This window comes from Pseudoalteromonas sp. APC 3893 (genome assembly GCF_030408095.1).
Taxonomy (GTDB): Bacteria; Pseudomonadota; Gammaproteobacteria; order Enterobacterales; family Alteromonadaceae; genus Pseudoalteromonas.
Genome location: NZ_JASDCD010000001.1, coordinates 296103 through 308884 on the forward strand (window position 1 = coordinate 296103; position 12782 = coordinate 308884).

Annotated in this window: 12 protein-coding genes; 2 read left to right on the forward strand and 10 right to left on the reverse strand. The window is 41.4% G+C overall.

The window, feature by feature from the left end:
• Positions 1-67: 67 nt before the first annotated feature.
• On the reverse strand, positions 68-559 hold the full coding sequence (gene ppiB / locus QMA12_RS01250; RefSeq protein ID WP_087534636.1) for a peptidylprolyl isomerase B: 492 nt from the start codon (positions 557-559) through the stop codon (positions 68-70).
• A gap of 150 nt (positions 560-709) precedes the next feature.
• Between ppiB and cysS the strand changes: the two genes are divergently transcribed.
• Both cysS and QMA12_RS01260 read left to right on the forward strand, forming a co-directional pair.
• Positions 710-2089, forward strand: a complete 1380-nt coding sequence (gene cysS / locus QMA12_RS01255) for a cysteine--tRNA ligase (RefSeq protein WP_087534635.1) — start codon at positions 710-712, stop codon at positions 2087-2089.
• Positions 2090-2210: 121 nt separating this feature from the next.
• Positions 2211-3095, forward strand: a complete 885-nt coding sequence (locus QMA12_RS01260) for a DMT family transporter (protein WP_290208820.1) — start codon at positions 2211-2213, stop codon at positions 3093-3095.
• 261 nt (positions 3096-3356) lie between these two features.
• Here the strand turns inward: QMA12_RS01260 and QMA12_RS01265 are convergent, their stop codons facing one another.
• From QMA12_RS01265 to QMA12_RS01305, 9 genes are all read right to left on the reverse strand, one after another.
• Entirely contained in the window at positions 3357-4196 is an 840-nt protein-coding gene (locus QMA12_RS01265; RefSeq protein ID WP_290208819.1) for a TIM44-like domain-containing protein, read from the reverse strand.
• A gap of 162 nt (positions 4197-4358) precedes the next feature.
• Positions 4359-5147: a DUF3379 family protein gene (locus QMA12_RS01270; RefSeq protein ID WP_087531782.1), complete on the reverse strand. Its 789-nt coding sequence runs from the start codon at positions 5145-5147 to the stop codon at positions 4359-4361.
• Positions 5147-5704, reverse strand: a complete 558-nt coding sequence (locus tag QMA12_RS01275; protein ID WP_087531781.1) for a sigma-70 family RNA polymerase sigma factor — start codon at positions 5702-5704, stop codon at positions 5147-5149. The genes QMA12_RS01270 and QMA12_RS01275 overlap by 1 nt, the downstream gene beginning before the upstream one ends.
• A 63-nt stretch (positions 5705-5767) precedes the next feature.
• On the reverse strand, positions 5768-7405 hold the full coding sequence (locus QMA12_RS01280; RefSeq protein ID WP_087531780.1) for a BatD family protein: 1638 nt from the start codon (positions 7403-7405) through the stop codon (positions 5768-5770).
• Complete coding sequence (locus QMA12_RS01285) at positions 7399-9306, reverse strand: VWA domain-containing protein (RefSeq protein ID WP_087531779.1); 1908 nt, start codon at positions 9304-9306, stop codon at positions 7399-7401. Before QMA12_RS01285 ends, QMA12_RS01280 begins: the two co-directional genes overlap by 7 nt.
• The gene (locus QMA12_RS01290) at positions 9306-10292 is read right to left on the reverse strand and encodes a VWA domain-containing protein (protein WP_290208818.1); all 987 of its coding nucleotides are present in this window, start codon (positions 10290-10292) and stop codon (positions 9306-9308) included. The genes QMA12_RS01285 and QMA12_RS01290 overlap by 1 nt, the downstream gene beginning before the upstream one ends.
• Positions 10285-10722: a DUF4381 domain-containing protein gene (locus tag QMA12_RS01295; RefSeq protein ID WP_290208817.1), complete on the reverse strand. Its 438-nt coding sequence runs from the start codon at positions 10720-10722 to the stop codon at positions 10285-10287. Before QMA12_RS01295 ends, QMA12_RS01290 begins: the two co-directional genes overlap by 8 nt.
• 2 nt (positions 10723-10724) lie before the next feature.
• On the reverse strand, positions 10725-11669 hold the full coding sequence (locus QMA12_RS01300) for a DUF58 domain-containing protein (protein ID WP_290208816.1): 945 nt from the start codon (positions 11667-11669) through the stop codon (positions 10725-10727).
• A 3-nt stretch (positions 11670-11672) separates the two neighbouring features.
• Entirely contained in the window at positions 11673-12629 is a 957-nt protein-coding gene (locus QMA12_RS01305) for a MoxR family ATPase (RefSeq protein WP_290208815.1), read from the reverse strand.
• Positions 12630-12782 lie beyond the last annotated feature (153 nt).

Here is a 12782-nt window from a genome sequence, read left to right on the forward strand (position 1 = left end):
GACTCGAGAGTTAGTACAGAGAAAGAAAAAGCGGATGATTTCATCCGCTTTTAGCTGAAAAGCTAACTTAGTTTACCGTTACGCTTTTGATAATAACATCATCAAGTGGTACATCTTGATGAAAGCCTGAGCTACCTGTAGCAACGGCTTTGATTTTCTCAACCACATCCATGCCTTCAACAACTTCAGCAAATACGCAGTAACCCCAACCTTGTGAAGTTTCGCTGCTAAAGTTTAAGAAGTCATTGTCGTTCACGTTAATGAAAAACTGGGCTGTCGCTGAATGTGGATCCGGTGTACGTGCCATAGCCAATGTGCCTTTTTTATTTGAAAGGCCATTGTTTGCTTCGTTTTGAATAGGATCATGTACTTCTTTTTGTGTCATACCAGGCTCAAAACCACCACCTTGAACCATAAAGCCATCAATTACGCGGTGGAAGATTGTACCGTCGTAAAAGCCTGCATTTGCATACTGTAAAAAGTTTTTAACAGTGTTTGGTGCTTCGGTTTTGTGCATGTTAATGGTGATATCACCAAAGTTTGTATGTAGAACAACCATGAGGTTTCCTATTAGCTGATTTATTTGGCGCTATTTTATCTTAGTTAGCTAAGATTAACAAAGTGCTTATTGATTTGATAAAGCGCTAGAGCAGGGGCTTTGCAAGTGGTAACATAGTCAATCAAGTAAATAGTCAAGGACTTAAAATAAATGGTAAATATATACAACACACTCACGCGTCAAAAAGAGCAGTTTAAACCTATGGTCGAAGGAAAAATCGACATGTATGTGTGTGGTATCACCATTTATGATTACTGTCACATTGGTCATGCTCGTACATTTGTTGGTTTTGACGTGATTGTACGTTATCTTCGCCACCTTGGTTATGATTTAAAATATGTGCGTAATATCACCGATGTAGATGATAAAATTATCAAGCGAGCCAATGAAAACGGCGAAGCTATTAATGACTTAACCACCCGTATGACTGTCGCTATGCATGAAGATTTTGATAGCTTAAACATGTTGCGCCCAGATATTGAACCGAAAGTCACGGGGCACATGGATGAGATCATCGAAATGGTCGAGCGTTTGATTACAAAAGGCCATGCCTATGTTGCTGCAGATGGCGATGTACTGTTTGACGTATCTACATTTGAGCAATATGGCGCGTTATCGCAACAAGATTTAACTATGCTGCAAGCAGGTTCGCGTGTTGAAGTTGCGCAAGATAAAGATGATCCACTTGATTTTGTATTGTGGAAGAAAGCCAAAGCAGGTGAACCATCGTGGTCTTCACCTTGGGGCGAAGGCCGTCCTGGTTGGCACATTGAATGTTCAGCAATGAGCTCAAAGCATTTAGGCGAGCATTTTGATATTCACGGTGGCGGCTCAGACTTACAATTTCCACACCATGAGAATGAAATCGCGCAATCATGCTGTGCAAATAATGGTAAATACGTGAATACGTGGATCCACACCGGAATGGTGCAGGTAAATAAAGAAAAGATGTCTAAATCATTAGATAACTTTTTTACTGTACGCGATGTACTTAAAGAGTATGACGCTGAGTCGGTACGTTACTTTTTGATTTCAGGTCATTACCGTAGCCAGCTAAATTACTCGCAAGAGAATTTAGATCAAGCCCGTTCTTCACTTGAACGTATTTATACTGCACTTCGTGGTGTTAAGCCTATCGTATGTGAGCTTGAGGGCAACGAGTATATCGCTAAGTTCAGAAAAGCCATGAACGATGACTTTAATACCCCTGAAGCATTACCTGTGTTATTTGAACTTGCTAAAGAGCTTAACCGTGTTAAAGACTCAGATGCAACACAAGCAGGCAAACTGGCTTATATTTTACGCAGCATTGGTGAAGTACTTGGAGTCGCACAACAAGCTCCTGAAGCGTTTTTACAAGGTGGACAAGCGGATGATGAAGTGGCTCAGATAGAAGCGTTAATTGTTAAGCGTAACGACGCCCGTGTTAATAAAGATTGGGCTGCTGCTGATGAGGCTCGCGATGCACTTAACGCATTGGGTGTGGTGCTTGAAGATTCAGCGGGTAAAACGACTTGGCGCAAAGCGTAAATTAAATTTACCCGTCAATGTAAAAGGTTGCCACATTGGCAACCTTTTTTGTTTTTGTATATTGACCTCAACTTAACTTTAGGTTTTACCTTTACAGCTCTTATTTTTACAAAGGAAAGAAATGAATATTCTTCTTGCCATGATCCCTGCTTTTTTATGGGGCACCACGTATGCGGTGACTAAGTATGCAACACCTGATTGGCCGCCGATTTTACTTGGTGCAATACGAGCATTACCAGCTGGTTTACTATTACTATTGATCAAACCGACTTGGCCACAGTTAAGACAGTGGCGAGGCTTAATTGTATTAGCATTAGTTAATATCGCTTTATTCTTTAGCTTTATTTTTGTTATGGCGATCAACTTGCCAGCTGCAATTGCTGGCGTGGGTATGGTTTCAGTGCCTGTGGTGGCTTTGTTGTATGCTTGGTTGTTGAAAGGGCAGCGACCCGCGCTATTACAGTCGGTTTGTGCGTTAGCGCTAGTATATTTAGCATGGCGGTTGTTCGATCCACAACATGTTGCACTTAACTTACTCGGGGTTATTGCATTGATAGGAGCATTATTAACAATAGTGATTGGCAGTACTTTGGTACAAAAGATCACCACGCATATTCATTGGTGGACGGTGCTGACTTGGCAATTGATTTTAGGTGGTTCAGTGCTTGCGATTGCGGCATCAGTGCAAGCATCTTATATTGAGCCACAGGCTTATCAGGTTCTCACACAGGCATTTACCCCAAACCAATGGTTTGTACTATTTTGGTTAGTTGTGCCCAATACGGCGCTTGCTTATGCGTTATATGTTTGGCTTCTTGGGCGGATGAGTGTGGTTGAATTTACCTTTGGCACGATTGCTAATCCAATTGCAGGTATTATTTGCGCCGTTGTTTTATTAAATGAGCAATATCAGGTGTGGCAATATATGCTGATGACATTAATGATTTTGTTTTCTGTTTTGCCGCAATTAACAAAATTGATGCGACCTGCCCAATTAGCTAAATAACCTGAACTCTGGTTAAGAGATGTACTAATGTATTGATATTAAATCACAAATATATTTATTAGTCTCCAGCCGGAGACTTTTAGCGATAACAAGGCGAATTTACGCGTCAATAGCTAGTCTATTGCAAGTAAATTCAACGCAGTTAGCGTTGAAAGTAGCCGCTGGAGATAGATTTATTATCCAAAGTTCAGGTTAAATACTTTTTAAAAATAAAAGGGCTGCTAACTAGCAACCCTTTTTCATTCTCACAATATTTTGTGTTTAGGCGTCAATTAAATCTTCTACACCAACAATCAACCAAGGAGCATCGTCACGTGTTAAGCGCTCTAAATGCCAAACTTCTAAAATAGGCTGTTCCTTTTTATCAGCTAAATCACGGTATTTGCCTTTGAAACGCACGCTTACTTGCCATTTGTCTGCATCTGTATCTGCACGCACTAATTCAGCGTCAATAAACATTACTTCGGTCGCTACGCACTCTATGGCGTCGCGCTCAGCTTTAAACTCAGCAACAAGTTCAGGGCTTAAATATTCGGCCATCGTATTGTAATCTGCGTTATTCCAAGCCGTTTGTAATGTATGGTAATGACTGCGAGCACCTTGTAAAAAACCATTTGTGTCAAAATTTGGCGGCAAGTTAAAAGGGATTGAATTCGTTGCTGAAAATCCGCTGGTAGGGGTTGGCTCTACTGCGTTTTGTTTCATTTGTGGAGCATTAAAAGCTTGATGAGCATGCGCCATCGCAGGTGAATTTTTACGACGTACCATACCAAGAATAAGTTTGATAATAAAAAACGCGATACCTGCCATGAGTAACATTTCAAGTAATTGCATTCCTTCGAAGTCATCCCCCATCATTGAAGCAATTAGGCCACCCGCTAATAAACCACCAAAAATACCGGCCATCATGCCTTTTTTGTTAGATTTTGGTTTAGTTGCAGGAGAGATTGTGTTTGTGTCGGTTTGTTGTTTTTGTGCAGTTTGTTGGGTTTCTGGGGTTTTGCCGCGTTTTTTACTACCAAACTTTTTACGTGCTTGTGCATCAAAACTAGCAGTACATAATAATGCCAGTAAAGAAAAAATAACGATTAGGTTTTTCATGAACATCCTTAAAACAAATTAGAGCGGCGATTCTAAATGAGTTCTAGGATTATATAAATAGAGTCAGTAGGATAACTAATTTGAATTGATTTAAGTGCTTATATTTAATACAAACTGCTGAAATATAAGGCGTTGCCGCTGAAACAGCGGCAACGTAAGTATTTAGTGCAACCAACGAATAGCGTCGTTAATTCGACCTGTATAGCGATCAACAGGGCTGCCTAAACTGGCGACTAATATAGTATCTGCCCCATTCCCACGCTCAATATGCCCAGCAAACCGTTCATCATGGAAGTCACTTTCCCCATGGCCAAAAGATTGTTTTTCTGAGGGGACAATAAAGACAGTCATCGGCCCGTGCTCGGACTCAAATACTAGGTGTAGTCCACGTTGTCCTTTGAAGTCACAAAACATTAAGTACGTTACTTTACCTGGTAGCTCTTTTAGTTCACCACCAAGCTTTGCAAACTGTTCATTTACGCGCTCTAAGCTGATCTCGTTTGTTTTTTCTAACGAGCCAAGTTCATGATATACATGTGCAAGTGCATGTTCTCCTGCACCATAATTAACATTTTGTTCGCTACTAAAGAAAAACGCACCCACTGCCACCAACAATGAAGCTGCCATAGCAAGAGGAAGTTTATCTAGCTTAAAACGCGAGCCAGCTTCGATTACATTACTTTGCGCAGCCTTATCAGCAACGGGCTCATTACTTACAGTGCTTGGCTGAGAAGTATGCTCATCGGCGTACAGTTCAGTGTTTGCTAAAATACGCTCAGCTAAGCCTTCAGGCACAGGAATATCCAGTGCTTGGTTCAATGCATTGTCAAACTCTTGCATTTGATCAATTAGTTCTTGTCGCTCAGGATCTTGCCCAGCAAAATCCAGAATATCCTGGTCTTCACTGTTTGGCTGTGCGATTACTCGGCGACGAAACTCGAGATCATCCATTACTTTGATGCCCCTTTAAGTTGTTCATCATCACGGCTTAACGCCTCTTTTAACTGGTTTCTGGCACGGAAGAGTCGGGTCATTACCGTGTTTTTGTTTAAATCTAAAATATCAGCAATCTCATCTCCAGAGCAGCCCATAACTACTTGTAGTAATAAGGGCTCTTTGTATTCATCAGATAATTTAGCGATTTGACGTTGGATCACCGTTTGTTCCATTTCGTCATCTAACGTTACGCTTTTCTCATCGACGATCGTATCGTTTTCTACATCGCTGTAATCAAATTGCTTGCGTTCAAAACGCCGTGCATTTTCACGGCGTACAATCGTCAATAACCATGGTTTAGCTGCTTTTTGATCCAATAGCGAATCAAGCGAACGCCAAGCTCGCAAGAAAGTTTCTTGAACGAGATCTTCGGCTATATTAGGGTCACGGCATAACCAATAGGCAAAGCGATATAATTCGCTATGATAAACATGAACGAGTTTTTCATAACGTACTTTTTTCTCTGCCACATCAACTAAGACCTGACTTTTAGAATTATTATTTCCCGGCATAATTACTTTTTTATATTAAGGGATAGTTTGCTTGCATATTTACTATGCAAGCTGTTGAGTATACTAATAAAGTCCTTTTAAAACATTTTTCTGATTTTTTTGTGCTGAGTGAGTGTGTAGCTCTAATGCTTTAATTATCACACTTAAATCAACCGTTTCACTATTTGAACTATAGAGTGCAGCCCTCAGTTTAGCAATTTGTTCGCTAAGTTGCTGATCATTTATTTGTTCGATTAAAGCATCAATCGCGTTATTTGATTGCTTAGTCACCTTTATTGCGTATCGATTAAGTGCGTGATGAAATGCAGACAGATCGTTGCTTTTGCTCTTGGCTTTTAACTCATTAAGTGAAGGAGCTGCCATTGTTGATACATGCTGCGGTTGTGTATCTGGCTTGTGGGTTGTTTTACTACGCCACCAAAGTAACAAGGTGATTAGCCATAGCAAGTAACCAATAACACAAACAATGATAAGCCACAGTGGAGTAGTTTTCACTGTAACTGTGCTGACATTGGTTGGGTTTTCATTTAGCTGTGTCATGCCTTCAGTTTGTTGTGGTATCGCAGGGACTGTGGCAGGTGAATGGCTACTTGCTGTAACAGTAATTGTGCGTGCAGGTAAAGTGGCATAACTAATACGCTTAATTTTAGTGTTGTACCAAGGTACACTGACTTCAGGTAGGGTATATGTACCAGGCGTTTGTGGTAATAGTGCATATGAGGCAGTTTGTTGCGAAATAACGCGGCCATCACGCACAAGGTGGTTATTTTCTTTTTCGTCAGGGTAACTCCGTATACCGTTGATTTCAGGGAGTTCAATATCAGGTAACTGCTCTTTGGTTATGCCCAAGGCGGTAAGCGTTAGTGTACGGGTAATGGGGGTGCCGACCTCTACAGTATCGCTGTCAGGTTGCCATTGCTCGTCTAAATTAACCAACTCACTGGGTAACCATGCACCTTGATAATCATTCGGTATTGGCTTGATCTCAACATCGGTACTTTCACCCATAGCTGATACTTCTAACTGGCGGTAGTTTTGTCTAACTCGACCCTGAAAAACAGGGGCTTCAATGGTATAAACACCACTTTTTTGCGGTTGCACTAAATATTCACGCGTGATCACTAAATAGCGTTTACCATCAACTAGCTCGTATTCTTCTTGCTGTTTTCCGATTTGACTTAGTTGCGCATCAGGCATGCTTGGCGCGGTTAAATTACCATCGAGTAATTCCTTTGCAAGGTAGAGTTTAACTGTGTATAAACCGGCTTCTTGGACAAATAAAGAGTCAGATGACATGGATGACTTTATAAAAATGTCGTTATTTTGTTCCGTTGCTTTGCTGCGCTCGGACACCTTTAATGCGATTGGTTGTGAGCTGATACCTGCAACATTAAAGGCCGGAATTGTGTAATCGCCGGCATTTCGGGTCATCAATTTAATTGACCAGTTTGTTTGTTTAGAAATACTGCCATTAACGATATTGGTGCGGGTGCTTACACTCGTCGGGCCAACCACAAAATCTTTTAATAGCACTGATGTGTCGGGCTGATCGTTCTTTATTGTGTCATCAGCGCTGATTGTTAGCATAAAAAATTCACCGGCTAACACAGGGTTTTTGTCAACACTGGCTTGCAGTTGTGTCATAGCCCACAGGGGCATAGCGCTGATAAGCAATAAACAGCAAAATAATCGCATTACCATGATTTTTCGACTCCTTGTGGACGACGTTGATAGTTTCGTTTTTGTGCTTCTAATTGCATTTTGTTACGTAACAAAATAGCAGGATCATCAGGTACTTTGCGCAGTAATTGATTTAGTTGCTGCGCTTTTTCTTTTTCTTCATTAGTCAGCTGGGCAGCTTGTGCTTGCATCGCTTGTTGCTTTGCCGCTTCTTCTGCCTGCTTTTGTTGCTCAGGGCTCATTTGCGGCTGAGTTTGCTCACTTGGTTCAGGCTGATCTTCATTAGGTGTTTGTTGTGAATCGTTTGATTCACTTTGTTGTGCTTGATCAGGCTCTGCTTCCATCTCGGGCTTATTTTGCTCATCACTTTGCTCAGCAGAAGGCTCGCCGTCTTGCGACTTATCTTGCTCGTCAGATTGCTCGCCCTGTTGATCGTTTTGCTGCGATTGAGAGTCTTGCTTTGATTGCTCACCTTGCTGTGATTCATCCTGATTTTTTTGATCTTGGCCTTGCTCGTCGTTCTGTTGCTCTTGATTATCGCCTTGATCACCATCCTGTGAATCTTGGTTTTGTTGCTGTTGGTTTTTTAACTGCTCCACTAAGGCTTGGTTTTCTTTGGCTTGGTCAAAATTTGGTTGCAATGCTTGCGCTTGTTTATAAGCGTTAATCGCTTCATCTAATTTGCCGGCTTTGGCTAAGGCATTACCATAATTATATAAACTTGTCGCACTGCTATCTTGGCTAAATGCGTTTAATGCACCTTCAAAATCACCTTGCTGATAAAGTGCAGCCCCTTTAAGTTGGCTTGAATCGGCAGCGCTTGCGGCTTGTTCATATTCGCCTTGCTGATAGGCCTCTAATGCGCGTTGGTCTTGGTTTTTAAAAATACTGGGTAACTCTACTGCATAGGCATTTTGTTGAGGCACAAAACATATAATCATAAATGCGCCGAGTAGTGCACTCTTTCTAAAAAACCACATCATTAAGGGCAGTAAAATAAACAAACCGTAAATACCCGCATCAATCCGCCATAACGCTTGGCTTTGCTTTTCATCTTTGAGGGTTTCAGTATTGGCACTGGGCGCAAATACGGAAATATCACGGGCGCTTGGTTGATATAGTGCAAACTTTCCGCCGCTGTTATTAGCAATACTCGATAAGCGAGAAGTGTTAATAGTGGGCACAACTATTTGGCCGTAGCTGTCTTTTAAAAAGCCGCCTTCAGGTAACTTTATCGGGGCGCCTTGCTCTGTGCCTACACCATATACATTGAGCCGGTAACGATTAGTCGCAGTAAATTGGTTGATATCGGATTGCTCATTTTGCTCAATGCCATCGGTGATCAAAATAATATCGCCGTCTAAATAACCAGCTTGGGTTAGTAACTCTTTTGCTTCATCTAAGCCTGCCAGTACGTTAGAACCTTTATCTGGCATGATCTCAGGGCTAAGACTAGGAATTAAGTTTTCAAGAGTCGCTGCGTCATTTGTTAGTGGTGAAATTGTGTAAGCAGTGCCTGCATAAGCGACAAGTGCTGTGTCGCCTTCTTTAAACAGATCAACCATATCAAGTGCTTTAAAGCGAGCTTGGACAAGTCTGCTCGGGGCTATATCTGTGCTATACATTGACAATGACATATCCATTACAATCACGCGGGCATTTTTACTCTGAAATACAGGCACTTGTTTTTCTTCAAAGCTAGGACCTGCACTAAATAGCACTGCTAATACGCAAAATAATGCCACTAACCACATGGGTTGCCCGGTCGTTTTATTTTCAGAGCTCATAACAAATTGTGCCAAATGCGGGGCTATTAATTCACCTTGGTTGGTTTTTTTATGCTTAATTAACGCAATAATAAATAATGCGGCCACGGGAATAAGTAACCATAAAACAGTTGGGCGTATAAATTCAAAGTCCATTAGGCCTCCTGTTTAAAAGTGCGGGCAGTGATCAATATTACTCGCAGGGTGACAATGGCGAGTGATATTAATAAAGGGATATAAAACAGTGAGCTCTGAGGCCTAAATATTTGTTCATCAGCACTGATTGGCTCGAGTTTATCTAACTCTTGGTAAATTTGTTGTAATCCAGCCACGTCTTTAGCACGAAAATACAAACCACCGGTTTGTTCTGCAATGCGTTTTAATAGACTTTCATCTAAGCTGCCACCACTGGCTCCACCCATATTAAATAAGCTAAAGCCGCGTGGGTTATCTGAGCCAACACCTATGGTATACACTTTTATGCCTTCTTCACGTGCCAAAAGTAGGGCTTCTTCTGGGTCTAAGTTACCAGCGGTGTTTTGACCGTCAGTAAGCAGTACTACAATTCGATTACTTTCATCTCTATTTGCAAACCGTTTTACAGATAACCCTAACGCGTCACCGATTGCTGTCGCGCGGCCTACTAAACCAATTTGTGCTTCTGAAAGCATTTGGCTGACCGTTTTAACATCTCGTGTGAGTGGGGTTTGTAAAAAGGCGGTATCGCCAAACAAAATGAGGCCTAGGCGGTCGCCCTGGCGTTGCTCTATAAAGTCACTCAGTACGGCTTTGACCATGGTTAAGCGGTCAACATATTGCCCTTGATAAGCCATGTCTTGCTCTGTCATTGAGCCAGACAAATCAACTGCAAGCATAATGTCGCGGCCTTCATTAGGCAGAGTAATTGGTTCATCAAGCCATGTAGGGTTTGCAACAGCACATACTAGTAACAGCCAAATAAGCCATTCTAATACATTAATGTTACGTGGATGCTGTTTTGCTACCTGACTTGCTAAATTATGCCTAGCAAAGCCAGGAATACGTAATTGCGTTTGTGTGTCACTGGTCGCAGGTTTAAATAGGCGTAATAGTAGTGGTAAAGGTAATAAAATAAATAGCCAAGGCCAACTAAATTCAAACATTTAGCGACTCCTTAAGCTTAAATTGTTTAATACCAGCTTTTAGCTTGGTAGCCAACTCTGGTTGTGCTGTATTTGCTTGATAAAGGCTCATGAGTTCTTGTTCACTAAAATGTTGCTCAGTGAGTTTATTTAAAGTGATACACCATTCTTTTGTTCCAGCACTGGCGTGTTCAGGGCTGTAGTAATGCAAAACTAAACGTTTTATCAGTATATGTAGCTGTGCGCTGTCGTTTGCTACGGCCTCACTTTGTGCAATGGCGTAACGCTTTGCTTTTTTAAATTGGTTATCACGGTATAGTTTTATAGCTAATAAAATAGCGGCTACAGCAATAGCAGCGATAATGAACCACCAAATTGGCGCCAGCGGCCACCATGCTACTTGCTCTGGCACAATGACATCATTAAGGCCATCTAACGGGGATGCTTGCATATTTACTTTCTCACTAACTGCAGTTCTAAAGGAGAGGCTGCATTGAATGATATTAAATTAAGGCCTGATTTAGTTAACCTGTCCATTCGCGTGCTAAATGCTTGAGCTGCCGTTTTAGCAAAAGTATCGCGAAAGCCTTTATCCATTAACGGTAATGCAAAGTCACTTCCATTTGCATTGACGGTCACGGTTTGCTTAAAAGCAGGTAGCTGGTGCTCAAATGGGTCGCTAATATGACAACCAATTAACTCACAGTGACGGCTCAATATTTCGAGCTGCTTAAAGCTAGCATCGTCTAGTGCGCTAAAATCTGAGACCAAATAAACTAGGCTACCAGGCTTTGCTAAATGGTTGAGGCGTTTTAAATTATCACTAAAATTATTTTTTGCAGGTTGGTCAATCTTCGCAAGTGCCTGTTGGTGGCTATCACATAGATTATGACAAAGTTTTAATACAGCTTTTTCTCGGGCACTGGGTTTTAGCTCTAAATGTTCGTGCTGATTAAATACAATACCGCCAATACGATCACCTCGTTGGCAGGCTGACCACGCAACTAACGCACTAATGTGCGCGGCTTGTATTGATTTTAATAATAACTTTGAGCCAAACAACATCGAATTAGAAAAATCAGTAAAAACAAATACTGGTCGCTCTTTTTCTTCTTGAAACAACTTAGTGTGGGTTTCACCTGTACGTGCAGTAACGCGCCAATCAATAGAGCGAATATCATCACCTTGCTGATAATGACGTACTTCGGCAAACTCCATACCACGCCCTTTATGCGGTGCTAGGTATTGTCCTGTTAAACTGTTTTTAATTTTTACTTTGGGTGCAAGCTCTAAAAGCCGAGCCTTAGCTTTATAATACATTAGCTCTTTTAACGCTAAGTTTACGCCATGACTGTGGCTGGTTTTAAGCCAGCTTTGATTATCTAATTCGCTTTGCATAATTTAGGGTACGGCAACAAGTTCTAAAATACGGCTGATCACTTGATCTTTTGTTACGCCATCTGCTTGGGCTTCATAACTTAATATAATACGGTGACGTAATACATTATGCAGCACGGCTTGAATATCATCAGGTGCAACAAAGTCGCGACCATGTAGCCAAGCGTGCGCGCGCGCGCATTTATCAAGAGCGATTGTCGCTCGTGGGCTTGCACCATATTCAATCCAGCGGCCTAGTTGTTCGTCAAATTGAGCACCTTCTCGGGTGGCAATAATCAGTTGTACTAAATACTGTTCAAGTGGCTCGGCAAGATATAAACCTAAAATATCTTTACGGGCGGAAAATAAATCTGCTTGGCTTATTTGTTGTTCTGGTATTTGATGTTCACTTAATGCTTCACCGCGGGTAAGACGTAAAATATCACGCTCATGCTCAGCCCCTGGGTAATTAATGCTTAAGTGTAATAAAAAGCGATCAAGTTGGGCTTCTGGTAATGGATAAGTACCTTCTTGCTCTAGCGGATTTTGTGTTGCCATTACCATAAACAAATCAGACAGTGGGTAGGTATTTTTCCCCACAGTAACTTGGCGTTCAGCCATCGCTTCTAATAATGCAGATTGAACTTTGGCTGGGGCACGGTTTATTTCATCGGCTAAAATTAGGTTATGAAATAGAGGGCCTTTTTCAAATACAAATTCACTGGTTTGCTGGCGGTAGATGTCAGTACCGGTTACATCCGCAGGTAACAAGTCAGGCGTAAACTGTACGCGTTGAAATGAGCCCTCAACACCTTTGGCTAATGCATTTACAGCACGAGTCTTTGCAAGCCCTGGCGGGCCTTCTACTAATAAGTGGCCATCGGCTAAAATGGCGATCAGCAATGCTTGAGTTAATTCTGGCTGGCCAATAATTTGGCTATCTAAGTAAGTTTTTAGTTGTGAAAAAGCGTTAGCGGCCATAGTAAAAAGAGTATCCTCGTTAGCACGGGTTTAAAAAAGCTTAACTTGTAATATGGGTAAATAGGGTAAAACACAAGTGTTAGACCTAATTTTACAAAATAGTTCGTTATTTTTTAACGATTTTTACCCTAACATATAAAGAACCGATAATTT

Coding starts and splice junctions, on each gene's coding strand:
- ppiB (WP_087534636.1), bottom strand. CDS start 559: ATGGTTGTTCTACATACAAACTTTGGTGATATCACCATTAACATGCAC.
- cysS (WP_087534635.1), top strand. CDS start 710: ATGGTAAATATATACAACACACTCACGCGTCAAAAAGAGCAGTTTAAA.
- QMA12_RS01260 (WP_290208820.1), top strand. CDS start 2,211: ATGAATATTCTTCTTGCCATGATCCCTGCTTTTTTATGGGGCACCACG.
- QMA12_RS01265 (WP_290208819.1), bottom strand. CDS start 4,196: ATGAAAAACCTAATCGTTATTTTTTCTTTACTGGCATTATTATGTACT.
- QMA12_RS01270 (WP_087531782.1), bottom strand. CDS start 5,147: ATGGATGATCTCGAGTTTCGTCGCCGAGTAATCGCACAGCCAAACAGT.
- QMA12_RS01275 (WP_087531781.1), bottom strand. CDS start 5,704: ATGCCGGGAAATAATAATTCTAAAAGTCAGGTCTTAGTTGATGTGGCA.
- QMA12_RS01280 (WP_087531780.1), bottom strand. CDS start 7,405: ATGGTAATGCGATTATTTTGCTGTTTATTGCTTATCAGCGCTATGCCC.
- QMA12_RS01285 (WP_087531779.1), bottom strand. CDS start 9,306: ATGGACTTTGAATTTATACGCCCAACTGTTTTATGGTTACTTATTCCC.
- QMA12_RS01290 (WP_290208818.1), bottom strand. CDS start 10,292: ATGTTTGAATTTAGTTGGCCTTGGCTATTTATTTTATTACCTTTACCA.
- QMA12_RS01295 (WP_290208817.1), bottom strand. CDS start 10,722: ATGCAAGCATCCCCGTTAGATGGCCTTAATGATGTCATTGTGCCAGAG.
- QMA12_RS01300 (WP_290208816.1), bottom strand. CDS start 11,669: ATGCAAAGCGAATTAGATAATCAAAGCTGGCTTAAAACCAGCCACAGT.
- QMA12_RS01305 (WP_290208815.1), bottom strand. CDS start 12,629: ATGGCCGCTAACGCTTTTTCACAACTAAAAACTTACTTAGATAGCCAA.